Source organism: Brevibacillus sp. SIMBA_040, assembly GCF_046535075.1.
In the GTDB taxonomy this organism is placed as follows: Bacteria; Bacillota; Bacilli; order Brevibacillales; family Brevibacillaceae; genus Brevibacillus.
Genome location: NZ_JAWRXI010000008.1, coordinates 261,366 through 286,740 on the forward strand (window position 1 = coordinate 261,366; position 25,375 = coordinate 286,740).

General features: G+C 40.3%; 21 protein-coding genes and 1 pseudogene. 21 read left to right on the forward strand and 1 reads right to left on the reverse strand.

Features of this window, described 5'->3' with window-relative positions; all coding sequences use genetic code 11:
- Positions 1-2 precede the first annotated feature (2 nt).
- Together SB752_RS15725 and SB752_RS15730 are read left to right on the forward strand one after the other, a co-directional pair.
- Entirely contained in the window at positions 3-1,328 is a 1,326-nt protein-coding gene (locus SB752_RS15725) for an ArgE/DapE family deacylase (protein WP_410716557.1), read from the forward strand.
- 5 nt (positions 1,329-1,333) lie between these two features.
- Positions 1,334-2,746, forward strand: a complete 1,413-nt coding sequence (locus SB752_RS15730; RefSeq protein ID WP_410716558.1) for a purine-cytosine permease family protein — start codon at positions 1,334-1,336, stop codon at positions 2,744-2,746.
- Between the two features lie 174 nt (positions 2,747-2,920).
- Here the strand turns inward: SB752_RS15730 and dsdA are convergent, their stop codons facing one another.
- Positions 2,921-4,309 carry a D-serine ammonia-lyase gene (gene dsdA / locus SB752_RS15735; RefSeq protein WP_410716559.1) on the reverse strand — a complete coding sequence of 463 codons (1,389 nt, stop codon included), beginning with the start codon at positions 4,307-4,309 and terminating at the stop codon, positions 2,921-2,923.
- Positions 4,310-4,465: 156 nt separating this feature from the next.
- On the opposite strand from dsdA, the gene SB752_RS15740 reads away from it, so the two are divergent.
- From SB752_RS15740 to SB752_RS15830, 19 genes and pseudogenes are all read left to right on the forward strand, one after another.
- Positions 4,466-5,020, forward strand: a complete 555-nt coding sequence (locus SB752_RS15740) for a cupin domain-containing protein (protein WP_410716560.1) — start codon at positions 4,466-4,468, stop codon at positions 5,018-5,020.
- A gap of 335 nt (positions 5,021-5,355) precedes the next feature.
- Positions 5,356-6,213, forward strand: a complete 858-nt coding sequence (locus SB752_RS15745; RefSeq protein ID WP_410716561.1) for a MurR/RpiR family transcriptional regulator — start codon at positions 5,356-5,358, stop codon at positions 6,211-6,213.
- 27 nt (positions 6,214-6,240) lie between these two features.
- Positions 6,241-7,350: an o-succinylbenzoate synthase gene (gene menC / locus SB752_RS15750; protein ID WP_410716562.1), complete on the forward strand. Its 1,110-nt coding sequence runs from the start codon at positions 6,241-6,243 to the stop codon at positions 7,348-7,350.
- 44 nt (positions 7,351-7,394) lie between these two features.
- Positions 7,395-8,282: a serine hydrolase gene (locus tag SB752_RS15755; RefSeq protein ID WP_410716563.1), complete on the forward strand. Its 888-nt coding sequence runs from the start codon at positions 7,395-7,397 to the stop codon at positions 8,280-8,282.
- A gap of 395 nt (positions 8,283-8,677) precedes the next feature.
- Positions 8,678-8,809 (forward strand): ATP-binding cassette domain-containing protein, encoded by a 132-nt coding sequence (locus tag SB752_RS15760; protein WP_410716564.1) that lies wholly within the window; start codon positions 8,678-8,680, stop codon positions 8,807-8,809.
- Positions 8,810-8,879: 70 nt separating this feature from the next.
- A complete protein-coding gene (locus SB752_RS15765) occupies positions 8,880-10,034 on the forward strand; it encodes a M20 family metallopeptidase (RefSeq protein ID WP_410716565.1) in 1,155 nt (384 codons plus the stop codon).
- Positions 10,035-10,040: 6 nt separating this feature from the next.
- On the forward strand, positions 10,041-10,433 hold the full coding sequence (locus tag SB752_RS15770) for a type I glutamate--ammonia ligase (RefSeq protein ID WP_410716566.1): 393 nt from the start codon (positions 10,041-10,043) through the stop codon (positions 10,431-10,433).
- A gap of 35 nt (positions 10,434-10,468) precedes the next feature.
- Positions 10,469-10,633, forward strand: a complete 165-nt coding sequence (locus SB752_RS15775; RefSeq protein ID WP_410716567.1) for a hypothetical protein — start codon at positions 10,469-10,471, stop codon at positions 10,631-10,633.
- A 346-nt stretch (positions 10,634-10,979) separates the two neighbouring features.
- The gene (locus SB752_RS15780) at positions 10,980-11,414 is read left to right on the forward strand and encodes a DUF4259 domain-containing protein (RefSeq protein WP_410716568.1); all 435 of its coding nucleotides are present in this window, start codon (positions 10,980-10,982) and stop codon (positions 11,412-11,414) included.
- Between the two features lie 446 nt (positions 11,415-11,860).
- Positions 11,861-13,069 (forward strand): IS110 family RNA-guided transposase, encoded by a 1,209-nt coding sequence (locus SB752_RS15785; protein ID WP_410716569.1) that lies wholly within the window; start codon positions 11,861-11,863, stop codon positions 13,067-13,069.
- 1,022 nt (positions 13,070-14,091) lie between these two features.
- Entirely contained in the window at positions 14,092-14,718 is a 627-nt protein-coding gene (locus SB752_RS15790) for a hypothetical protein (protein ID WP_410716570.1), read from the forward strand.
- Positions 14,696-16,633: a hypothetical protein gene (locus tag SB752_RS15795; RefSeq protein ID WP_410716571.1), complete on the forward strand. Its 1,938-nt coding sequence runs from the start codon at positions 14,696-14,698 to the stop codon at positions 16,631-16,633. The genes SB752_RS15790 and SB752_RS15795 overlap by 23 nt, the downstream gene beginning before the upstream one ends.
- A gap of 16 nt (positions 16,634-16,649) precedes the next feature.
- Positions 16,650-17,603, forward strand: a complete 954-nt coding sequence (locus SB752_RS15800) for an AAA family ATPase (protein WP_410716572.1) — start codon at positions 16,650-16,652, stop codon at positions 17,601-17,603.
- A 35-nt stretch (positions 17,604-17,638) separates the two neighbouring features.
- Positions 17,639-19,156, forward strand: a complete 1,518-nt coding sequence (locus SB752_RS15805) for a TniQ family protein (RefSeq protein ID WP_410716573.1) — start codon at positions 17,639-17,641, stop codon at positions 19,154-19,156.
- Positions 19,157-19,236: 80 nt separating this feature from the next.
- Positions 19,237-20,583, forward strand: a complete 1,347-nt coding sequence (locus tag SB752_RS15810) for a hypothetical protein (RefSeq protein WP_410716574.1) — start codon at positions 19,237-19,239, stop codon at positions 20,581-20,583.
- Between the two features lie 109 nt (positions 20,584-20,692).
- Positions 20,693-21,010 (forward strand): hypothetical protein, encoded by a 318-nt coding sequence (locus SB752_RS15815; RefSeq protein WP_410716575.1) that lies wholly within the window; start codon positions 20,693-20,695, stop codon positions 21,008-21,010.
- Between the two features lie 339 nt (positions 21,011-21,349).
- Positions 21,350-22,578: pseudogene (locus SB752_RS15820) on the forward strand (IS110 family RNA-guided transposase).
- A gap of 492 nt (positions 22,579-23,070) precedes the next feature.
- Positions 23,071-23,640 carry a GNAT family N-acetyltransferase gene (locus SB752_RS15825; protein ID WP_410716576.1) on the forward strand — a complete coding sequence of 190 codons (570 nt, stop codon included), beginning with the start codon at positions 23,071-23,073 and terminating at the stop codon, positions 23,638-23,640.
- 133 nt (positions 23,641-23,773) lie between these two features.
- Complete coding sequence (locus tag SB752_RS15830; protein ID WP_410716577.1) at positions 23,774-24,544, forward strand: TniB family NTP-binding protein; 771 nt, start codon at positions 23,774-23,776, stop codon at positions 24,542-24,544.
- Positions 24,545-25,375: the final 831 nt, after the last annotated feature.

Below are 25,375 nucleotides of genomic sequence, written 5' to 3' on the forward strand. Positions count from 1 at the left end.
ATATGGCGGCAAAAGATTGGAAAGGAATCGTACAGGAATGGGTCGAGCGCAATCAGCAGCATATCGTCGAGCTGTTGCAAGAACTGGTTCGCTTCAAAAGTGTGAATCCGAATTTTTTGGAACGACCTGAAGCGAGTGAAAGTGACAAACTACAGGAGTTCCTGAAGGATTACTTGCTTTCGATGGGACTTACCGTAGATAAGTGGGATGTATATGAGGGACAACCCAACGTAGTGGCGTCCATAAAAGGAAAATCTCGAGACAATACGCTTATCCTGAATGGCCATGTCGATGTCGTCCCGGAAGGGGACATGAGCCGCTGGAGCGTCGATCCCTGGAAGGCTGAGATTCATGGAGGCAGGCTGTATGGGAGAGGCTCCATGGACATGAAGGCGGGTGTGGTGAGCAATATCATGGTGGCCAAGTTTCTTGTGGATTTGGGCGTGGAATTGAATTCTGATCTGGATCTCCATATCGTCATTGATGAAGAGAACGGCGGAGCTGGCACTCGCGCTGTGCTGGACCGCGGGTATCGCGGTGCCGGCGTAATCGTCACGGAACCGACCGACGGCACCGTCAATCCGGTAGAAGGCGGGCTTCATTGGGCGCGGGTTTCGGTAAAAGGAGTCGCTGCACACTCGGCTTGGCGCTATCGTCACATTTATCCCGGTTATGAGCGAACCGGCGTGAATGCGATTGAGAAGGCAATGAAAATCATTCAGGCAACCTCTGAGCTGGAACGAGACTGGGGTTTGAATCGACGTCACCCGCTGCTGCCTCCAGGGGCAAACGCGATCAACGCCGGCGTTATGCTGGCGGGAGCGGGTGTCAAAAACGGGATTCCTGAAACGATAACGAATCCAGCGATTATTCCGGATTATTGCGTCATTGAGTACGACATCAAGTATTTGCCGACGGAGAACTCGGAAGCCATCAAGCGAGAATTTGAAGCGGCAGTTAGTGCAGCGGCCATTACCGACAGCTGGCTGCGCGAAAATCCGCCTATAGTGGAATGGGGGCTGCGAGGTGTCGACTTCCCGCCAGTCAATACGCCATTGGATCATGATATCGTCAAAATCATTGCCGACGGTCAAGCGGCATTTGGGATCTCACCAGTGTATCAAGGATTTGTAGCTGTGTGCGATGTGGCCTGGTATGCAGGTCGCAACATTCCGGGCGTGATTTACGGGCCAGTCGGTGCGCAACCGCACGGGCCGGACGAGTACGTGGAGCTGGACTCGCTGTTTGAGGTGACGAAGGTGCTGATTTTGTCAGCGTTGAAATGGTATGGAATCTTAGGCGATGACGAAAAAGAAAAGGAGTGTTAAAGCGCGTGGAAATAAATCAGAGTCCTCATGCTGATAATGATGTGTTCAAAAAATATCGCCAACCGAAAAACGTAGAGCAGTATGGAATCGAACAAGTCCCTGAAGAAAAGAGAACAGTGAAATGGTATGACATTTTTTTCATGGTTATCAATTTTTTAATGAATCCTGGCATGATTCTGATTGGCGGCGTTGCGGTTGCGTCTGGCTTATCATTCTGGGCGGCGATTACCTCCGTTATCCTGGGGATCGCGGTCGCGTTTGGCGCTTATCTCGTCATGGCTACGATCGGCGTTGATCACGGCGTATCAGGTGCGGTTGCAACGCGGATGGTCTATGGCGTCAGAGGATCAAAATACACAGTGTCGCTTTTTCGTGCGATCACAGCCATCTATTGGTTTTCCATTCAAACCATCGTGGGAGCGGCCGCTATCGTAGTGGTCATCAACAAGCTGTTTCAGACGGAAGTGAGCGTTGTCGCTGTCAGCTTAACTTTTGCAATATTCCAAATTGTCATTGCCACTTTCGGTTACAACTGGCTTAAGTTTCTATCTCGCGTGGCACTGCCAATCAAACTTATCGCGCTAATTTTCGTCTGTTATCTGTTCATGACCCATGATGATCCGAACTATGCGATACCCAAAGTGTTCGGATATGAAGGAACAATCGGTTGGGGGTGGGGCGCATTCATCGTTTCCTTGAACTCATTGACAGCGATTTGGCTGTCGATGACCACAGATGCGGCGGACTTTTGCCGCTACTCGCGAACCCGCGTTGACATGTGGATCGGCACCATGGCAGCAGCGTGCATCGGTACATTTACCTCAGCGTTTGTCGGCGCTTATTCTGCGGCTGCAACACTCGGAAAAGTGCCAAATGGGCTGGAGGGAGCAGCTTCTATTGCGAGCAGCAGCATAGCCCTATTCATCATCCTGCTTCTGGTCGTGCTGGATAACTGGACGATCAACGTCTTGAACATCTATACCGGATCGCTCTCGGTTGTAAATATGATTCCAAAGCTCGGCCGCTTTTGGGCCACTCTGATCGTTTCCGTTATTGGCGTCGGCTTGTCCATTTTCCCAACGATGTTAGATAAAATGCAAGCGACGATGACGGTCTCCGGAATTTTCTACGCGCCATTGGCTGCCATTTTGATAACTGATTATGTGTTGGTGAAAAAAGGAAGGCTGGTGGTCGATCAGCTCTTTGATGATCATGGCATCTACCGCTACACAAACGGCTGGAATGTACCGGCACTCATTTGGACAGTGATCGGATTCTTTATCTATCAAGTAACGCCGCCAGAATACTTCCAATCAGCAATTTGCCTGATCCTCACGGGGCTGAGCTATTATTTGCATCAAAGGCTAACTGGACAAGTCCGTAAACAACAGGAGAAACTGACAAGGATCAGTGCGTAAAGAGGAGAGAAACTTATAAGGAGATACTTTCAAGCTAAAGGGTTTGAGAGTAAGATAATGACAGCAAAAAACCGGCCGTCTTGGACTTTATTTTCCCGCCTGTTATGGTGGGCGTAACAACAAAAAGCGGTTCAGACTATGTTGTTCACAGTCTTTTGCCGCTTTTTCTTTTATTCAACTACCGTATTCCGTAAGTGAATCTTTCAGTGTTGATAAATGTAAGCCTTTGTTATAGTAGCCTTCCATTATTTCTCTTGGAACCAAGCTTCCGCCAGTTGCCCAAACAATATGTGTACCATTTTCCAACCTTCCTTCTAGTGCATTTGCAGATAAATACTCCTGACCGACTCTTGTATGATGCAGTTTGACGGTTCCTAGCATTCCAGCTAATGCAGAGGGTTCAAGGTCAATATTTTCGCTGTTACTTAGAGCATGTAGTAAAATATATAATTCTTCATCATCAATTGTAAAAACTCCACTCAATAAGCTTTCGATTACTTTACCTACAAATCGAGAAGGCCTCCCTACTGCAAGACCGTCTGCATCAGTCTTGTTATCTATCCCAAAATCCTGAACAGATACTTGATCATGTAATTCTGTTAACAACCCAAGCAGCATGCATGGAGAGTGGGTTGGTTCAGCAAAGAAGCAGTGCACATGTTCCCTGTAAATCAATTTTAAACCAAAAGCAACGCCTCCCGGACCACCACCAACACCGCATGGAAGATATACAAATAAAGGGTGGTCTTTATCGACAATAACGCCTGCTGCATCTAATTGATTTTTTAAACGAATAGCTGCTACAGCGTACCCTAAAAATAAGTGCTTTGAATTTTCATCATCAATAAAGTAGCAATCTGGATCTGTTTCTGCTTGTTTTCTTCCTTCTTCAACTGCTTTGCTATAGTCTGAACGATGTTCAATTACAGTAACGCCTTTTTCTCTGAGCAAGTCCTTTTTCCATTGTTTTGCGTCTTCTGACATATGAACAGTCACGTTAAAACCCATTTTTGCACTCATTACTCCAATACTCAGACCCAGGTTACCGGTAGATCCTACAGCGATCGAATATTGCGAAAAAAAATCTTTGAACTTCTTAGTATCTAAAATGGAGTAATCATCCTGAGCTGTTAACAGTTTATGCTTAAACAAAAGATCCTCTGCATGCTTGAGAACCTCATAGATCCCACCTCTCGCTTTAATCGATCCCGAAATTGGGAGGTGGCTATCGCATTTTAACCATAGTTTCCCAGGAAGTGCCTGCTGATACTTTTTTTCAAGATAGCGATGCATATGGGGAATAGGTACCAAAGGAGATTCGATGATGCCGTTCATGCTTTGGGTTTCTTCAAATACCTTAGCAAGATAAGGTGCAAATCGTTTCCATCTTTCCTCAGCATCATTCACATCTTTTTCATCAATGGTAAGAGTATCAATGCTTGATGCCTTATACTTGGCATTTATCCAAAAAACTTCTTTTAATGACACTACATCTTGTAATATCGGATATTCTAGTTGCCATTGCAAAATCGATTTCCCTGCTACTGTCTGATCCGTTGGCATCGGTAACTCCCTCTCTTCATAAAATGTTTTCTGGAGTACGATTACATATAAAAAGGTATTACATGATTCTCTTTATGTTAAAATGTATTTAATAAAAGTCAATACAATTTATTTTATTTGCAACTGAAATTAAACGCGAGGAGCAGCGTATTTATTATGAATGACTTTCATGTAGGGCAAAAAATACAAGAATACAGGAAAAAGAAGGGATTAAACATTCGCCAACTAGCAGATCTGGTAGAAGTGACACCTTCGTTGCTAAGCCAAATTGAACGAGGGATAGCAAACCCTTCTATTCATACACTAAAATTAATTGCTAAAGTATTAGAGGTTCCGGTTTTTAACTTCTTTCTGGAGCAGGAAAATACAAAAAATTTGATTGTGCGATCCAATCATCGAAAAAAAATGATTCTTCCCGAATGTAAACATATTTCATATGAGCTATTATCCCCTGATTTAAACGGGGCTATCGAGTATGCTTTAATGAAATTGACACCCGGAACTCAATCTTCTGAGGCATTGATGGAACACGTAGGAGAGGAAGCAGCTTTTGTTCTAGAAGGGGAAGTAAAGTTGTATCTAAATGACGAAGTTCATATTTTGAGTAAGGGGGATAGTGTAAGAATACCGCCGCACATGAAACATAAGTGGAAAAATACGTTTGATCAGAACGTAGTTGTTATATTCGCAGTTACACCACCCTCATTCTAACTAAATATAATTTGGAAAAGGTGCTTGAAAGACAGAAGCACCTTTTTGTTTTTTAAAGAGCCCGATCATATCAACTTGATTCTAGTTACTGGTCTAAATTGCATGAGAAGATTCCAGGACTCTTTAATTCTGTAATTAGTACGTAAGTCTAAAGAAGAAAAGATTGGTTATTCTATGAAGAATCTAGATGATTGGCATAATGTTAGAGTCTATAAAAAATGAATGAAAAACACTTGATCTTTTATCCTACTTTATTTAGAATAGCAAAAAGAAGCAAAACTTCAAAAAGAAATAAAAAAAGAACCAAAACTTCCTCGGGAGGATTTAGACGAATAATGGTTACGATACGAGAAAAAATTCGAACACACTATGCTCAGTTAACTAAGCAACAAAAAAAGGTGGCAGAACATCTTCTGGAAAACCCAGAACTGTTTATTAATAATACTGCATCGAGTGTAGGGGAACAGATCGGTGTTAGCGAGACCACTATTATACGGTTCTGCTACGCATTAAAGTATAGCGGTTTCAGTCAATTACAAAAAGAAGTGTTTGCCGAGCAGCTACGAAATGAAAAGAATGCGCTTACGCATCATCAGGAAACCACCAAACGTTTTAAAAATGATCAGCATTTTTTTACCGAAGTGGTAAAAGAAAGTTTGGACCGAATCGAGGGGATGCTTGGAACTATTTCAGAAACAGCATTTGAGAAAGTATTGCAAAGCATTAGCAAATCAAAAAAAGTCCTTACAGTAGGCTTGCGGTCATCATATGCACCGGCACATTGGCTGGCATTCAGCTTACGTATGCTCTGTGAAGATGCCCAGGTGTATAACCAGAATACGGATGATATTGTCCAATTATCATCACGAATGGATAAACAATGGGTACTGATCGCCTTTTCATTCAAAAGATATAGCAAAGAAACACTGGATATTGTAAGGATAGCTAAAAACAAGGGAGCATATATCGTTGCTATTACCGATGATGTTCTAGCACCAGTCAGCCAAAACGCTGATATCGTGCTGCAGGTTCCAAGTACGGATTCCTCTACACTCGATGTTACTCCGCCACTTTTTGTGTTGCTTCATGCAATTGTTGCTGGTATGTCTGTGATTGATTCAGAGCAAGTTAGGCAAAGAATATTGGAATATGAACACAATTTCGAGATTTACAGAACGATAATCGAAGAATAAATTTCTGGATGAAAGGGGCTATTAGTGATGCAAATAAAGAGAGTTATCTTACACTACATGAAATTGCAATTGAAACAACCTTTTACAGCAAGCTTTGGAACGGTAAAAGATAAGGAATTTATTTTAGTCAAAATAATGGACGAGAATGGAGTAATAGGGTGGGGGGAATCGGTGGCGATGGTCCTTCCTTGGTACAGTGAAGAGACAGTAAAAGGAAACTGGCAAATGCTGAAAGAACACCTCATTCCCATGCTGATAGGGAAACACCTGGAAGACCCATCCGATGTGTCCACTATTTTTCAAAAAGTACGACGGAATAACATGGCAAAATCCGCATTGGAAGGGGCTGTTTGGGACTTATTTGCCAAGCGCAAAGGAGTCAGTTTGGCACAAGCCCTTGGTGGGACGAAGAAGGAAGTAGAGGTGGGGGTAAGTATTGGGATCCAAGCTTCCATTCCTAAACTTTTGGAGGTCATTCACAAAAACCTCGATTTGGGCTACAAGAGAATAAAAGTGAAGATAAAACCTGGATGGGATATTGCAGTAATGGATGCTATTCGAAATAAATTTCCCAATATTCAGCTAATGGCAGATGCAAACTCCGCTTATACACTGGCACATAGCGACCTACTGCAAGAATTGGATCAATTTGACTTGACGATGATTGAGCAACCACTCGCACATGATGATATCATCGATCATTCTACTCTTCAAAAAAGACTAAAAACACCTATTTGTCTCGACGAAAGTATTCATTCTGTAGAAGATGCCCGAAAAGCGATTGAGTTGGGAAGTTGCAAGATCATCAACATCAAAATCGGTCGTGTTGGAGGATTGACCGAAGTTAAGAGAATTCACGACCTTTGCAAGCAACAGAATGTTCCAGTCTGGTGTGGCGGTATGATGGAGTCGGGAATCGGACGAGCACATAACATTGCCATTACTACTTTGGACAATTTTATCTTCCCTGGTGATACTGCTGGATCAAAAAACTATTGGGAGGAAGACATTATAGACCCGGAGGTAACACCTCACAATGGAGTTATTACATTACTTGATAAACCGGGGATTGGATACGAGCCTAACTATGAAAAAATCGAGAAAAATTCGCTCTATTCAGAGGTTTTTTACCCATAACGAAGCTTCCCAGCCATTATCCAGACTGAGAGGATGAGTTAAACATGGACTTGCAAAAAAAAATCGAAGAATTAGTTGGACAAGCAACAGCAACATTCGGGATTGTCATCAAACATTTGGAGACAAATGAAGAGGTGAAGATTAATGAAGGGCATCTCTTTCAGATGGCAAGCTGTTATAAAGTACCGATTCTAGCGACTTTATTTCGTGAAGTGGAAGCAGGGACAATCGATTTAAATACGAGAGTCCGTCTTTCATTGACAGATCGAGTCCCGGGCTCAGGAGTATTAAAAGAATTCGATCCCGGATCTGAGGTTTCGCTGAAGGATTTGGCAACTCTGATGATTATTGTTAGCGATAACGTCGGAACAGACAAAATACTTGAGCTGGTAGGTGTGAACCGTACTGACCAATATATGAAAAGTATCGGATTACAGGATACCTATGTGAATCTGACATGCTGGCAGTTATTAAGTTTGGTTGTAAACCTAGACCCTGAATTGCATAGCAACGAGCAGTATGAAGAAGTGTCGCTTCGTCTGTTCCAGGCAAAGCATGATAAAAGAAGCATCGTGTTTACCAAGAGTATAGAGAATAATGTGTCAACCCCAGCTGATATGGCATTATTGTTGGAGAAAATAGCCAGAAAAGAGTTGATTTCAAAGAAAGCGTGCGAGCAGATGATTGACATTATGAAAAGACAGCATTTCCGCGATCGGATTCCAAATTTATTGCCTGCCGGAACCCCAGTAGCTTGTAAATCGGGTTCAGTCGGTGCTGTTCATAATGATATTGGCATCATTTATTTACCTGAAGAAAAAGGTATCGTCATTGTTTCAGCTTTCTCTGAAAATAACAGCTCACAACTGGAAGCAGCACAAATGATCGCGATAGTAGCAAAATCCACTTACGACTATTTTGTTACCAGGTAATCAGACACAAACGGAAGAGGGGAAATGTATCAGATGCAACCAGAATTACTACATGTTGAAAATCTTACCATCGCGTTTCGCACGGACAATGCTTTGCTACCAGCCGTTCATAATATTCAAATTTCTATACGAGAACAGGAAACACTTGCTATTGTGTGTGAGTCAGGATCGGCTAAAGTATCACTTCTTTCTCTATTATGAATGTACTTCCCCCAGCTATTGCGAAAGTAACCGGAATGTTTTTTACCGTGGAAAACAAATTGGCGAAGTGTTGAAAAATCATACTAAGCTGCAATCTACTGAAAGAAAAGCAAAGACAATAGAGGTGCTAAAAAAAGTCGGAATTCCCAGAGCCGAAAAATTCATGCATGAATACTCACCAGTTGTCAGGAGGTATGAGGCAGCGAGTGACGATTGCAATGGTTATCGCTTGCCAGCCAGACTTGCTGATTGCGGATGAACCGACTACTGCCCTTGATGTGACCATTCAGGCACAAATTCTCTACCTGATGAATGAACTAAAATAACAAATAGGTCACATAGTAAGCTTGTCATCTATATTTGTAAGAGTAATAGTGATTGATGAAAGGAGAAAACATGGGCGACTTATTGAAATATTTGAAAACTCAGCAAAATGAAATGCTAAAAATGTTACAAACACTGGTGGAAATAGAATCTCCTTCTCTCGAAAAAGAAATGAATGATTTATTAGGTAAAAAGATAATGGAGATTTTTCTTTCTTTCACTGGTGGAACGATGGAGATCATTCCTGATCAAACGTATGGGAACCATCTTCGTGGAAGATGGGGAAAGGGAGATCATCAGATTCTTTTACTCGCACATCGAGACACTGTATGGCAAAGCGGCGATTTGCAAAGAAACCCTTTTCGTATTGAAGGTGATAAAGCCTATGGACCGGGAATTTTCGATATGAAGGGCGGAATCGTTCAAGGAATATATGCGTTACACTCATTACGGCACCTCCAAATTAATCCAAATTGTCAAGTTGTTTTTTTAATCACTTCAGATGAAGAAATAGGAAGTCCATCATCTCGGCAAATCATTGAGGAAGAAGCTAAGAAAAGTGATTACGTCCTCGTCCTTGAGCCCCCTATGTTCGATTACGGTGCTTTAAAAACGGCCCGTAAAGGAGTTGGGATGTACAAACTAAAAGTAACAGGGCAAGCTGCACATTCAGGAATTGATCATCAAAAAGGGAAAAGCGCCATTGAAGAATTAGCCCATCAAACCATATACCTTCATAAACTGACTGATTACTCAATCGGTACAACTGTAAATGTCGGAACTGTTAAAGGAGGAACGAGGGGGAATGTAGTAGCTGCGGAAGCAGAGGCGGAAGTGGATTTACGAGTGAGGACACAAGCTGAATTTGATCGGATTATTCCCCTAATTGAAAATATCGTTCCTGCAATTGAAGGAACTAGGATAGAGGTAGAAGGTGGAATAAATCGTCCGCCACTGGAACGTACCAAGGAAGTTGGTAAAATGTTTGAACTGGCCAGGAATATAGGGAAGGAAAAATTGGGGATTGACTTGGTCGAAGTTGAGACTGGAGGGGCTAGTGATGGAAATTTTACAGCTCCTCTCGCGCCTACGCTTGATGGACTTGGTCCTGTTGGAGATGGAGCGCACGCAGTACACGAGCATGTTTTGATTCAGGACATCCCCGTAAGAAGTGCGTTGCTTGGATACCTGATTGAGGAGTTGGGAAGACAAAAAAGACATTCATAAGGGGCGATGATTGTAATGCTTTTAAACGCCTTCTTACAGAAGCTGAAGCTTTATTGGTTGGAAAACTGTATATGGCATTTTGAGCAGGAAGCCTATTTATTGAAAGAAGAGGATGGAACTATTTTGACTGCATACAACAGCCATTGTTTTTCCACCGTAGGGGTAGATATTCAGGAGGAATTTGTTCAAAATTTTGTTTATTCATTGGAAAAAATGGGAGTAGAGACAGAACAAATCTCCAGTGAATATGGACCAGGACAGCTAGAAATAAACTTGAAGTATGCTCCAGCTTTAAAAGCCGCTGATGATCAAGTAACATTTATGCACTTATTTAAACAGATTGCTAGAGTTAAAGGAATGATTGGGACATTAAACTTCACGGTATTACAAAACGTATAGATCCAGGAGAACCTGTTGATATCGATGTTGATAAGATGAATAAAGTAGAATTACAGGAGCGGGGCATTTCTTGGATTCCTAGAAATCTTAATGAAGCAATCAATTATTTAGCTGAAGATACGAATTTAGCGAAATCAATTGGCAGTAGCATATGGGAAGAGTTCAAAATTGAAACGAACGTCTACTCCGAAATGTATTAACAAGTGTTCAGTGATAATAAAGTTTTAGACCAGAACCCCTTATAGTACAAGGAGTCCCGGTCTTCAAAATCACCAGGTATTTGAAAATTAGTTTTAGACTCAACGTTAGAATTAAGCAACCCATGGCTCTAAACTGAATAATAAAGTTTTAGACTGGCTCATTGAACTATAGAACCCGTTAGCGGAACTTTCTCCGCAATACTTTAGGTCTTAAATTACCTATTTGACGGAATCAGCGCTACTCGTGAGTGCGGGGTGTTGCCATTAAAAGAGTCCTGGTAACAATTGACGACATTGGACACGCTCCATATAATGGAAGATAACGACAGTGACAGGAGGACAGCGAATGGGAGCATGGGGAATCAAAGCATTGGAAAGTGATGAAGGGCTGGATTTAGTGGCAGCGATCGAGGATTTGCTTCCTCGTGACACGTTGGATTTGGGTGAATTGATGGCGAAGTTTGGTGAGGATGATTTCCTTTATGACGGAACAGTGCTCGCCCTCGCGGAGCTGTATATCGAGTTTCTGGAGAATGGCAGTTTGGATTACGATCATGAGAAGGAAGAACGCTCGTTGACGCAAGTACGGGCGTTCACGGCCGATCGTGCCGCACTTGGGGCTTTGCTGGAGCATTTGAACGTGATTTGGACTGACATTGAGGGGGACTGCGAGGGGGATTTGGCGGAGCTGTGGCGGGAATCGTCGAGCTGGGACGAATGGCGGGCACATGTGCAGCAGCTGATTGCCAAGTTGAAAGCACGGCTTGCCAAAGAACGGTAGAAGGATGATTGAACGAGAACAAAAACGCCGCAATCCAATGACAGGGTTGCGGCGTTTTTGTTTAGCGGATTTTCCGCTATTTTCTGCTGTTGCTGTCCACGAACTGGTATGATCTGACCCGACTGGTTGGTGGCGAGGTTATGCGATCGAGAGGGGGCGTGCGGATGAAACGTGTGTCACGTCTTGCGCATAACTGCCCGTTCGTATTATGTGATCAACCAGTTCTTTCTGGTTGATCCTTTTTGCATTTGCTCTGAGGATTAGGGTAGCCGAGTCGAACGCAACTGCCCGTGGGACTTGATCCCGAGCGCTATAATGTTCACCTCTACTTGTCATGACCATGATTGAGGCTGGTTGGGACAAAGATCCCGTATCACATGCGATGCTGTGGAGCGACAAGAAGATTCATAGAGGCTACCGGTAAATTTACATCAAGGAGCGATTGGATGAATCCAGTTATCGGGTTAGATATCTCTAAAGAAGAAAGTCATGGTCAAGCTTTTTTAGACCGAGGAAAACCGTACAAAAGGACTTTTCACTTTGCACATACGCAGGAAGGTCTCGAGAAACTGCTTCAAGCGATTCGTGACGTTGAGCTTGTATCTGGAAAGCGCCCTACACTGATTCTTGAAGCGACTGGGCATTACCAAAGCCCAGTGGTTCAGTTCTTAGAAGAGCATCACTATTTATTCATTGTTATCAATCCGCTCATTTCAAACCGCCTTAGAAAATCTAATCTTCGTAAGGTGAAAACGGATGCTGCTGATGCTTATCTTTTGGGCGAATTACACTATAGGGAAGAATTCGAACCTTTCAAAAAAAGGGGCGTTCAGTTGCTTAATCTGCGCTATCTAACGCGGCAATACGAGGCCTTTTCTAAGATGTGTGTGCAAACAAAGTTGCAATTCCAAGCCGTTTTGGATCAAGTTTTCCCTGCTTATAAAGGCGTCTTCGGTGCTATGTATTCAAGTGTTTCATTACGGTTTTTATACGAGTTTCCAACATCATATTCAGTGATTCAAACCGATTCAACAACGCTAAAATCCAAGATCAGTCTTCTACTTTCTTCAAAACGTGGTCGATCAGAAGATTGGATTAACGAGCGAGTTCAAAGGTTGCTGGATGCGGCAAAACAAAATCCATTCCAGCAAACGATGTACTCAAGCCACTTAATTAATCTAAAAATCCTTATCACCCTTATTCTTCAATACCAGGAGCATCTTGCTGAATTGGAACAGAACATAGATGCCCTGGCTAAAGAGATTGAAGAGTATGATTTAATCCAGTCGATTCCCGGTATTGGCCATAAAATTGCGGCAACAATTTTATCGGAAATTGGTGAAATCGACCGATTTGATCACCCAAAGAAGCTGGTCGCCTTCGCTGGCATAGACCCGAGTGTTTTTGCTTCAGGAAAGTTCACCGCAACTCGAAATCGAATCACAAAACGTGGTTCTCGGCAGCTTCGGTACGCGCTAGTAATGGCTGTCCAATGTGGGCTTATCCGCTCTCGCAATACTCGGATAAAGGAGTTTTACGACCACAAAAGAGCTGAAGGAAAGCCTCATAAAGTGGCACTAGTAGCATGCGCGAATAAGCTAGTTCATTGGCTTTATGCCATTTTAAAAAGTAAGAAGTCATTCCGTCCGGATTAACAAAAAGTTAATGGTATAACCTCCCAACAGATCTTTAATTTGGAGGGTATTTGGCATGCTTATTTTTCACTATACCACATGATTTATAATTACTAAGCTGGGAATGTTGACAAGCTATTAGCTGGTATAGTTTAACGCCCCAAGTCTAAAACTTTATTATCCAGTCTAGTACTTTATTAATCAGTCTAAAACTTTGTTATCTCTATACAACAAGGGCAAAAAGTTAAGATAGCGTAGACAGTCTTCCGTACCGAAATTTGTATATTGAGCAATCAGTAAAAATGAAGATTTAACTAACAACAATAAAAGAACCCTAAAAAACTGGGTTCTTTTATTGTTTTTTCAGTACATGAAATGGCTGTTTTATGAACTAAAATTTAACAAAGATAAAATATGACATAAAAGCGGATACACCTCATTCAGTATATTCAATTTACAGCATTTAGCTAAACCTACGTTAAGGAGTATCTTTGTGTCTTCATCACTTTAGTAATAAAACGTTTATACAGCTGCAACCTGTTGTTCATAGATACCAACTGACGTGACAGAAATTTGTGGACTTTATTAAAATAAGCGGACTTAAATTTGTGTCATTAAGGTTAATCCAGTTGAAAGTACACACATTCGTGTCATTTTGGTACACAGATTTGTGTCATTTTGGTACACAGATTTGTGTCATTAGACAGACATTTGTATGACGACACTAAAGTACTAACTATTCAGAGTGCTGGAAACCTTGATTTTAAGGCATTCTCGTAGGAATAGTTAGTATTTTTATGTCGTGTTTTATTGACACAAAAGTACTTACCCAATTGGAGAGCGACACAATTTTACTAATCTAATTAGAGAAGCAGTATCCGCTACTCAGGAGAGGTAGTTAAAAAATTTAGAAACACCATCTTAATAGGAAAAATTTACTTGTAACCTAAAGATATCACATTTTTGTATAATATCTAAAAAAACTGTCAATACTCAAAATGCATACTAGTATAAACTTTTTATATCGTATTAGAGGTGATACGTTGTATAAGCCTTTAAAGATTGGCCGTCGCCATTTCGGGACCAACCTTTGGGATGCCTACAGTCCAAAATTAAAGCGCTATGTTCAATTACATGGAGATCTTGAACATGATCATTGGGCACTTGTAGAGATAAATCCAAATGTTAAAGCATTCTGCGAGCATCCTTCAGAAATGTTTGATATGTGGATATTATGGCAAGATGGAACCGAAAGTTTTGTTGAAGTAAGTTACTCAGATTCTCCCAATTTAGATGCTGTTCAAATGAAAGAAGGCAAATTTCAAATTCAAAAAGCTTGGTGTTTGGAGAAAGGTTACAAATATGAGTTTATGACAGAGGCAATAATTCGTAAGAACCCTCTGTATCTTGATAATGTGAAACAAATAGTTAAATTCGTAAGTAATCGTCCTCAACCGGTGGAAACAGATTATTTCCAGCTTCGTAAGGTATTAGCTGAAAATACAAGAGTGAGGATAGATCAGCTACAAACGCTGATAGATATACCTCGTTCACGAATATTTGAGGCACTCAGTTGGATGTATTACCGTGGAGAGATCATCGCTGATCTTTACAAAAAACCATTAAAGGAGATTGAGGTGGTCTTAAATGGTGAGAAAAAGCCTAATTGAACGGGAAAATCTCGAAGTACACATCTCGAACTGGCCACAAGTTAACTTTGAAAACTTACCGGAAATGCACAGAGACATCTTTGCAAAACGAAAGCAAGCTGTAGACCTATACATGACTGACAGAGCAACAATCTTAGACATAACAAAACAGACTGGCGTGAATAGGGTAGATTTGTTCCGGTTAATCAAAAGGTGTCTTGATTATGATGAGGATGGGAAAGTTTATGGCTACCGTGCACTAATACCATATAAACGTATGAAATCATATGAAAGAAGTAAACCCATCAATGTAAAGGATAAACTTGAAAAGGTGAGCTTTAATGGATCATTCAGTAAGTTTTTAGACGAGCATCCATCAATTGCAAAATTAGTTTTAAATTTATACCTTAATAAATCTCAAGGTGGTGTAAAACGCCCACGTATGCGTATCATTGATATTCATGATAAATTCGTTCGGGCATGTAAAAATGAAGGTATCATTGAAAATGAATATCCATTAAACACATACAATAAAGGCCTTAGATCCTTAGAGCGTTTTTTTAGAAAATTACAAAATGATCACTTTACCGAAATTGTATCTGCTAGGTTTGGTGTTGACGCCGGGCGTAGGGCAAAAAGAGTACCTTCGACATATCATTCAAAAAATATTATTACTCGCCCTTATCAACAAGTTCAGTTTGATGGTCACAAAATTGATGCCATATTTACAATTACATACACAACTCCACTGGGTCATCGAGTACAAGAAACTATTGATCGTCCCTGGTTACTCTTACTTATAGATGTGGCAACTAGAACTGTCCTTGGTTACCACATCTGCTTAGAAAAAGAGTATTCAAGTACTGATGTGCTCCAGTGTATAAAAAGAGCAACAATGCCTTGGCGAGAAAAAACATTAAGTATTCACGGGCTCCGTTATCCAGATCAAATCGGTTATGCCTCTGCACTTATTTCGGAAACTAGTTGGGCTGTTTGGGATGAGTTGTTATTTGATAATGCAAAAGCTAACTTAGCGAACATTGTTAAAGACAGACTAAGAAGAGTTATCGGTTGTGATGTCAATGCCGGGCCAGTCAACATGCCCGAATATCGAGGCATCATTGAAAGACTGTTCGGTCTCCTCGAAGAAAACGGTTATCATAGACTTCCAAGTACTACCGGAAGTAATTCAAAAGATCCTCGAAGACAGGACCCGGAAGACAAAGCACGTAAGTACAATATTTCAATTGAGCACTTGGAAGAATTGACTGAGATATTGATTGCAAACTATAATTTGAGACCCCATTCGGGTATCGAGAACTTCTCTCCTCTTGGGTCCATGAAACAAAAAATCGAGAATAACGAATTGGTTAGACAGCTTCCTGAAGAGAAGCGAAGTGAATTAATATTTCTTTCATTCCAAGCTAAACGAAGAGTAGCAGGAAGCGTAGAGTATGGTAAGAGACCTTTTATACAGTTTGAACATGTTACATATCATAATTCAATTCTTTCCACTTCTCCATGGTTAATAAATAAGGAATTAACACTATTGGTAAACGTTGATGATTTAAGAACGATCAGAGCTTTTCTTCCCGATGGTAGCGAATTAGGTATTTTGAAAGCACATGGTCACTGGGGAATCATAGCGCACTCACTAAGATTAAGAAAAGCAATTTACAAGCTTAAAAGAGATCAAAAGATTAACTTCTCAGCAGACGAAAATCCTTTTGAAATTTACATTGGATACCTCGAAAAAAACAATGATAAAACTTCAAGAGTTAAATTAGCGAAATTACAACATCAACAACCAGAAATATATCAGCAAGTCACCTACGAAAAAAACTCGGATCAAAATTTACCATCGCCGAAGGAAGGGACTCCAGATGTACATCAAATGCCTATCACTAAAAAATTAAAAAGGACTATTGTATTTTAGTTAGGAGGACTCTTGGATGACGAGACCCTATGTGCCGCCTGGTATGCATCCAATTGAAACCGGCAGATATCTTTTGGCTACACCCGTAGTCGATAGATTGTTTGAGGTTGTTTCAGATTGGTTTGAGGAAAGAGCAACTGGTGGAATTATTTACGGGCGACCACGTTTTGGGAAAACACGTGCCATAAAATACCTAATGAATGTATTCCCAATAAAATTCGGAGTGAACGTACCAGTCTACAATATTAAATGCAAGCAATATAAAAGGGTTAATGAAGGAACCTTCTTTGAAGATTTACTTAATGATATAGGACACGGCTTTCCTTTCAGTAATAAAACCAGTGTTAAACGAGATAGACTCCAGAAATATCTAATAGAAAAAGCAGATGCAAGTGGCCTGAAGAGAGTAGTCTTCTTTATGGATGATGCTCAGAGGCTTGTAGATATTCAATACGATTGGTTAATGGATATCTACAATGAACTTGATGACCATGGCATCACTATGTCGGTCTTCTTGGTTGGGCAGCCGGAACTAGAAGCACAAAGGTCAAGTTTCATATCCGCACATAAATATCAGATAGTAGGTCGTTTTATGGTTCGCCAGGAAGAGTTTAAAGGATTAACTAATATTGAAGAGATTAGAAGTTGCTTGACTGGCTATGATGAAGATTGCGAGTACCCAGAAAACAGTGGATGGTCCTTTACCCGATATTTTTTCCCAGAAGCATACGAGGATGGAGAGAAGTTGGAGAACTGTGCTGGAGATTTAATTGTGGCATTTGATTTGGTTAGAAAAGAAGCCGGTATTTTTAATAGTTTCGAGCTGCCAATGAAATATTTAACCACTAGTATTGAATATTGTTTGAAGAAATTTGGAGCTAATGGACTGAATGAATACTGGCCAACACAATCTCATTGGAAGGAAGCTATAGAAAAATCAGGCTACAAGGAATCAGAGTTTTTCTTGTAAATGTAAAACAATTGAATTAATCAGGAGGCGGAATTGTGAACAGCTATTGTTGGAGACCTGAATGGATCCGCCCTTTTGAATCACCATGGTCAGTAATCGAGAAATTCAAGTATGCAAACAATGTCAACTCGCGCGAAGTACTTAAATTACTCGGGACAGAACATGTAAGAAAAATAAAAGCAACGATAGGACAGTGTCACCGAGATTTAGCTACACTCGCAGGATTTAATGAAGACTCGCTTCAACATATATTAAACTTCAATCTTTTTTCATTTAACGAAGAATTGTTACAAAGAATAACATCTCCCTTACCTGAGAGGTATAAATTGAACAAATGGATACGCAATTATTTAGCATACTGTGAAAAGTGTATAAACACAGGTTATCATAGTGTCTTGCATCAATTTAAACTATTAGACTATTGCCCCATCCATATGACCGCATTATTAAAGGCATGCATAAAATGTAACCAAATAATTCCATATCATTTAACTGATAAAGAATTATCAGGTGCTTACGAATGCATTTGTGGCCATAAATTTTTTCATCCGAACAATCACACATTTTTCTATTCTACATGGGGGCAACATGAACCTATTATATGTGAAAAAAGCATTCGGTGGTTAGGATTCAAGGACAATAAAAATATAAAATCAAAGCACGCACATTTATTTCTGGAAAAAGATTTAGAGAATTATCCAACTATGTTTAATCTACTTTCATGCCTTAATACTAAAATGGAGGTACTACCCTCAAGTCGTACTATTATTAGCACTTCAAACATACGACTTATCAAAGGAAAGCTTGAAAAGGAAGAAAATAAAAGGTATTCAAAAATGGAGTCTCTACGTGTTAATGAAATGCAACAACAAGAATATAGATTTATCTGTATGCAAAAGGACTTACAAAAATCATATCACTCAACAATTTCTGCAATTGCTAGATATTTACGGAAAACAATTTTGGCAAAACATAAAACTTGTATAAAAAGGTATTTTAAAGAAACTGATAATCTAGAAAAATGTCCTTTCGCATTTGCGTACCTTCATTGGAGATGCTTTGTTCAAGGCTATAATTCTGCCAGACATGTTGATGAGACCATGATTGGAATGGGTCATAAGTACCTGGAGCCAAAATATCTGCAATTTCCTAACTGGCAGGATTCTGAATACTTAACAGCTTTGTATGAAGAATGGAAGAAATGTAATGGAGATATCACTATAGAAAGTCGTGCATCTTTAAAATGGATATTCAATCGAGCAATATCTCATTTAGTTATGAACCGATTTTGGGGTTGGTTACAAGAAGCACCTAGCAAAATGGAAAAGTACATTTCTTTGGGTTTGCCCAAATTTAAATATGAGTATCTCAAGGTTTTTTTTTTCGTACTGCCAACGAATAATGGAGAGTCATTAGAATTTCATTGGGACATTGAAGAAGGTAAGGAGAGTATATTAAACCAATTGAATTGTCCATTTAAGACTGTAAAAAGCAAGCGGAAAAGATTGCAAGACAATGTGATTAACCAAATGGACCGATGGCTGCCAGTTTGAAGTTTACCGTATATTCAGAATGCCACGTGTACATAATTATTACAATGAGTCTCACTAACCTGGGGGAGGACCTGTTTATTATGTATACGTGGAATAAGAGTTGGTGTAATTTTTATGATTCACCATGGTCTACTTTAGAAAAATTTAAGTTTGCAAATATCTTAAGAAGTAATGACGTGCTAAAGCTTTTCTCAATAAATAACTTCAAAAGCATAAATGAAGAAAATTGGTGTATTAGTGACAGAGATCTATTATTTCTTGCAAATATTGATGAAGTAAAAAGTAGATCAATACTAGGCTTTTCAATCCACGATCAGAACAATCATTTAATTCACAACTTGTTAAAACCTTATTTTAATGTGCACACTGACAAAAGGCTTTATTTTCAAAAAAATTTAATTTTTTGTGTAGAATGTATGGCAATAGGTTTCCACAGTGTGTTTCACCAATTTAATATGGTTAATAAGTGTCCATTTCACCTTATCCAACTTCACCAAGCATGCCCACAGTGCAATAGAAAATTTCGATACTCAGTTACAGACAGTAATTGGTCACATGCATTTTGCTGTAAATGCGGCATGAAATTTTTGAATTTTGAGAAAGGATATGTCCAAAATTTATGGAAGCAAAACAATTTGAAAATCATTGACAAGGATCTAATTCACTGGATAAATTATCCAGATAGATCTGAATATATTGTTGACCTTAGATGGATATTCAGAGATAAATCTGTTAAACAAAACCTGGTAGATCAAACGTATAAGGTAACAAATAAATACGTTGTTTACAGATCTAAATTCTTAAAAGATTACAGGAAAATTGACGGAAGTATCGTTGAACAAGAACTTGTTAAATCAATGAGATCGGTCAAAAAAGCCATTTCAAGACATATTAGGAGACACGTCATTCGAAAGCATAGAAAATGTGTTGCTAAATTCGTAAGAGGATATCCAGACAATGCTGTTTGTCCTGTTGCTTATGCATACGTATTATGGAGACAAAAAATTGATAATTTCAAGCAATATTGGCAAGTCGATAATAGCAATTTGTACAATTACGATCTCGAGTCTTTCTCAATTGAAAACTGCTTCTTATCAAGGAGACTAGATTCACTTCAATCAAATCTTGGCTTCTCTTTTGATTCTTTTACAACAGAGTTTAAATTTTGGATCATAAACTGGTATTACGGCGAAAATTTGTTACAAAATTTTATTTACCAACTTTTAAAGGTTAAAACTTCCACGAACGTTTACTCACATACCAGTTGCCATACTGATTTTATAGGGGTTCTGCCGACTATAACAATAAAAGTATTAAATGAAAATCCCCACGCAAAAAAATTTGAAATCAGAAAATGGGCTAACAACGAGTCTAGAAATCTTAAATTAGGTAACCAGTTAAAATGCCCGCATAATGAAGTGTTTTGAAATGAAAAATTATGACCAAAACTGAAGTTGCCACGGATTCGACTCGTTGACTTAGTTAATTGAGATGGTTCATTTTTTGCTTTATGGCTAAACTTAATGCATTATAATAGTGTTTAATTTTGGATTAAGCTATCGTGATTGCCCCCTGGAGTATTTAACCATCGATGCCCTGCTGGAATCCCTTGTCAACGGTGAAGTTCTTGAGCCACATGAAGTGGAACGGATGGTCAAGACTCAGTTAAAACGCAAAGTTCCTCAATTGATCGATGCTTTGAATGGACGTATACGGTTCCATCATCGCAAGATGATACAAAAGCATCTCAAACACCTCGAATACTTGGAGAAAGAAAAGAGTTTGGAATACTGGGTTCAACGTATCAAAACTTTAGGTTATAACGTGGTGCAGCTTCAACCAGAAATCACCTAAAAATTTATTCCAATTATTGGATTTTCCCTCTCGAAGAAAGAGAGGTTCTTTGTCGTATCTTTTTCCGGATATTCATTTTCGTATAAATACTATATTATTTAGTCTAATCACCCATGATCTGATCGATCACAACCATTGATTAAAATGAATTCAGGCAGCCGTAAACTAAGGATACGTAGGTCTTAGGTCGAAAGTTTTTTGGTGGTTTTTCAACCCCGAAGTCTAATCTGAACCTATTGCACTTCGAGCACCGCCGAATGTTGCCATTGAGCACGTGTATAAAACTACACCGCTTAAAGTGCATGACTTACATATACTTTAGTAAAGAAGGGACTTACCATGGATGCCATTTTGGAACGTTGTGCCGGATTGGACGTACATCAGGAAACCATTGTAGCATGTGTGATGTATGGACCGTTGGATAAAAGGGCCAAAAAGGAAATTCGGACATTCGGTACAACAACAAAGGAACTTCTTCAATTGCAAGACTGGCTGACAGAATACAATTGCTCGGATGTCGCTATGGAAAGTACAGGAGTCTACTGGAAGCCGATATGGAATATCCTAGAGGGTTCTTTTCATCTTTGGCTTGCCAATCCTCAGCGCATCAAAAACGTTCCCGGTCGTAAGACAGACATGAAGGATGCCGTTTGGATTGCCCAGTTACTTCGTTGTGGATTAATAGAAGCTAGCTTCGTTCCACCAGAAGACATTCGGGATCTACGAGATCTTACTCGGTATCGACGTAAATTGTTAGGCGACGCCACTGCAGAGAAAAATCGGGTTCATCGCATCCTTCAGGATGCGAATATTAAGCTAACTACGTACGTTTCCGATGTTTTTGGTATATCTGGACGAGCCCTGCTCGACTCTCTCGTCAACGGAGAAGTACTTGATCCTCAGCAAGTTGAACAAATGGTAAAGACTAGTTTAAAAAAGAAAGTCCCCCAATTGATCGAAGCACTGAATGGTCGTATACGACTCCATCATCGCAAGATGATACAAAAACATCTCAATCACCTCGCATACTTGGAGAAAGAAATCGAAGTATTAGAGTCAGATATCGCACAACTTCTTTCTCCCTACCAAGAGGCAGTCGATCTATTAGTAACCATTCCCGGCATTCAAAAAGATGCAGCGGCGGCATCCTTGCTGAAATCGGTTGCGATATGTCAATATTTCCTTCAGAAGGGCATTTAGCTTCATGGGCAGGAGTGAGTCCTGGAAATAACGAAAGTGCGGGCAAAAAGAAAAGTACCCGCACACGAAGTGGGAACAAGGGGCTGAAGTCCATTCTTTGCCAAGCAGCGTGGGCTGCAGCAAAAGCAAAAGGCTCGCGACTCTCCTCCTTTTACCATCGCTTAGTCAAACGACGAGGCCCCAAGAAAGCCAACATGGCTGTATCCCATTTACTTTTAAGGATCATTTATCAAATGCTACTCCGTAACGAACCTTACAGTGAGTTGGGTTGGGATTACCTTCCGCAGAAAGAAAAGAGTGTGGACTACTGGGTTCAACGCATCAAAAATTTAGGTTATAGCGTGAATCTTCAAATCGATACTGATTAAAAAATGCCTAACGATTCGATTTTTCTCTCGAAATAGGAGAGCTTTTTTGCTGTGCCTATTTCCGGATATTCATTTTCGTATAAATACTTTATTTTCTCTGAACAACATTCTCATCTTAACATTTCTTACGGCTTCTTCAACACACTCCCTTAATTCGATAATTGTCCGACATGTTCTTGAAATACCGGGCTTTCCCAATTAAAATCCTCAACTGCCGCCAACCCCTATCATCAATAAGCTGCTTAACTACAATCCAGTCGGAATTGCGATAGAAGAAGTAACAGGAACGGGTTTGTCGATGCTGCATTGTTGTCCGGTCCGCCGAAAATTCCCGGCCATTGGCTGTCGTTCCAGCCGATGGCGGCGAAAATAAAGGATAATTGACAACATTTGCCTAATAGATTGTTTTGGCTTTACAAAGCCATTAAATACATCATCGGGAGAGGGTCCCGTTATGAAGAACGAGCATCGTTCTGGAGGAGGAGTAAAGAAATGTCGTTTCCGTTTACTGAGATGCCCACGATAACTACCGCCCGCTTCATGCTGCGGCCGATTGAGCGCCGCGACGCCGGCGACATGGCGGCGCTGTATGCGGACGAGGAGGTCGTGCGATATACGCCGCTCGAACCGTACGTTACCATCGAAGACGGCATGGAGGCTGTCGAATGGTGCACAAATATTTTCGCAGAAGGAACCGGAATCAGATGGGGCATCGAGGATCCGTCGTCCGGCACCGTTATCGGCACATGCGGATACTTGAACTACGAGCCGGGGCACCGGCGCATCGAGCTGGGGTACGATCTAGCAAAGCGTTATTGGGGGCAAGGCATTATGACCGAAGTCGCTGAAGCGGTGATGGATTTCGGCTTCCGCCATCTTAGCGTCAACCGGATCGAAGCCAAAATTATTCCGGACAACGAGGCCTCAGGCCATCTGCTCATCAAGCTTGGCTTCCAGTACGAAGGCAAGCTTCGGCAGCATGAATTCGAGAAAGGCCGGTTCATCGACATTGCCGTCTACTCTATTTTGCGGGAAGAACGGCAAAATGGCGGCGATCAATGATCGACGCTTATAAATACGGAAGGCCGTCCGGGGAACCGAACGGCCTCCTCTTCCGCCTCGCTAAAGCAATATTATTTTCGCAGTCGATTTCGGGCATAGAGCCGCATGCTGTTATAGACAACGCGGGGGCTATTTGACGCTTACGCCCTATCCAGGAGAAGTTCTTCCAGAAGTAACTCGAGTACCAGTAATCTATTTAAAAGTTCCTGTGGGAGCGACTCCAAAATCTGTTGCCTCGGCAATCTTATATTCACTGGGTGACCCGAATTACGATAAGGGGACTGAAACCCAATTAACTGGTAGGATTCATTTCTTCTTTGAGAAGTGCGGGGTTGAGTTTGTAGTCATTGATGAATTCCAACATCTTATTGATAAAGACACGCAGAATGTATTAAGAAAGGCTTCAGACTGGGTAAAACTTTTTGCTGAGCAATCTAATGCAGCTGTTTTATTATGTGGCTTACCGGAGTCAGAAAGAATATTTGTTCAAAATGAACAGTTTGACAGTAGATTTGAAAGAAAGGAAATACTTAAACCTTTTAATTATGATAACTATGAGGAACAAAAAGAGTTCCGCAGCTTCCTTAATTCTTTTGATAAAAGTTTACCTTTCCCAGATCGATCTTATATTGCTGGGGCAAGAATTGCAGAAAAGATTTTCTATATTTCAAACGGAATACCAAGATATATTAATAACCTACTAAGAGAAGCAACAAAAATAGCTTTAAAAAATGGATATGATCAATTGACTGAGGAGCTTTTAGGAAGTGCTTTTGAAAAACATAGTCGATCTACCAGGCCTTTTTTGACAAACCCCTTTAGGGATCCAGATTTTCATTTAGAAAAAGCTTTCGAGCTTGAGGAAAGACAGAAAAAGCGAAATAGCAGAAAGAGTATTCTGTAGTACATTATACACTCTTAGTAAGTCTCGTCATGAAATATGGCACCATAGCAATGTATCTGAGAGCAGAGAGATAGGCTTCCATCTTATTAAATCAAGAGTTGCGTAAGCACTACGAACGTTTTTCAGTTAATGATATGAACTACTCTCCAGTTGGAAAGAATAAGAAGGAGGTTTCCAATTAGGAGTGATATCATGTACTATAAAATCTCAAAAATTCTTACACCAAACTTTATTGAGAATATTGGTGATTATACAATTAAATATGATGATCTTAACTTTTTTTCTGTATGGTTTGAGGAACATTGCTTGTTTGAGAATACTACGTAAATAAATTCAAAAGAGTTCTGTAAGGCAAGAATTAATCGAGATCGAAGAATAGTATTTGTTTATAATACCTACTTTTTATATATTTGCGGAGAGACTTTTTCAAAATATGTTGATGAGATACCTTGGCAAAGAAGATATCACTTCCCTTGGATTGGGTTTTATCCAATACCTAAAAAAGTAGAGAAAAACTCTTCACTCTATGACAGTTTATTCAATGAGTTTATACAATCTGAGAAAAACAGAAGGATTCTGAACGGATACAAGCCATACTTCACACATAAGGTACGAGATAGACTAAACAGAATATAACAGTGTCCGTTAGAACTACCGCATCCGATTGTGACTCATTGCGGTATTAACTTCTCCACCTTGTCACACTAGTCGATTCCACAGTACTCCTCCTCACATCGAGATCGGGGAAGCAGAGATTATTGGAATGGTGGGCTGACACCTGAACAATTGGAGAAAATTCAGATTGAATATGAAAATGGCGGCGAATGTAGA

What these genes read in the sequence shown, in the direction of transcription:
- SB752_RS15725 (WP_410716557.1), top strand. Translation starts at nt 3, where the DNA reads ATGGCGGCAAAAGATTGGAAAGGAATCGTACAGGAATGGGTCGAGCGC.
- dsdA (WP_410716559.1), bottom strand. Translation starts at nt 4,309, where the DNA reads ATGCCAACGGATCAGACAGTAGCAGGGAAATCGATTTTGCAATGGCAA.
- SB752_RS15740 (WP_410716560.1), top strand. Translation starts at nt 4,466, where the DNA reads ATGAATGACTTTCATGTAGGGCAAAAAATACAAGAATACAGGAAAAAG.
- SB752_RS15745 (WP_410716561.1), top strand. Translation starts at nt 5,356, where the DNA reads ATGGTTACGATACGAGAAAAAATTCGAACACACTATGCTCAGTTAACT.
- menC (WP_410716562.1), top strand. Translation starts at nt 6,241, where the DNA reads ATGCAAATAAAGAGAGTTATCTTACACTACATGAAATTGCAATTGAAA.
- SB752_RS15755 (WP_410716563.1), top strand. Translation starts at nt 7,395, where the DNA reads ATGGACTTGCAAAAAAAAATCGAAGAATTAGTTGGACAAGCAACAGCA.
- SB752_RS15760 (WP_410716564.1), top strand. Translation starts at nt 8,678, where the DNA reads ATGAGGCAGCGAGTGACGATTGCAATGGTTATCGCTTGCCAGCCAGAC.
- SB752_RS15765 (WP_410716565.1), top strand. Translation starts at nt 8,880, where the DNA reads ATGGGCGACTTATTGAAATATTTGAAAACTCAGCAAAATGAAATGCTA.
- SB752_RS15770 (WP_410716566.1), top strand. Translation starts at nt 10,041, where the DNA reads ATGATTGTAATGCTTTTAAACGCCTTCTTACAGAAGCTGAAGCTTTAT.
- SB752_RS15775 (WP_410716567.1), top strand. Translation starts at nt 10,469, where the DNA reads ATGAATAAAGTAGAATTACAGGAGCGGGGCATTTCTTGGATTCCTAGA.
- SB752_RS15780 (WP_410716568.1), top strand. Translation starts at nt 10,980, where the DNA reads ATGGGAGCATGGGGAATCAAAGCATTGGAAAGTGATGAAGGGCTGGAT.
- SB752_RS15785 (WP_410716569.1), top strand. Translation starts at nt 11,861, where the DNA reads ATGAATCCAGTTATCGGGTTAGATATCTCTAAAGAAGAAAGTCATGGT.
- SB752_RS15795 (WP_410716571.1), top strand. Translation starts at nt 14,696, where the DNA reads ATGGTGAGAAAAAGCCTAATTGAACGGGAAAATCTCGAAGTACACATC.
- SB752_RS15800 (WP_410716572.1), top strand. Translation starts at nt 16,650, where the DNA reads ATGACGAGACCCTATGTGCCGCCTGGTATGCATCCAATTGAAACCGGC.
- SB752_RS15810 (WP_410716574.1), top strand. Translation starts at nt 19,237, where the DNA reads ATGTATACGTGGAATAAGAGTTGGTGTAATTTTTATGATTCACCATGG.
- SB752_RS15825 (WP_410716576.1), top strand. Translation starts at nt 23,071, where the DNA reads ATGTCGTTTCCGTTTACTGAGATGCCCACGATAACTACCGCCCGCTTC.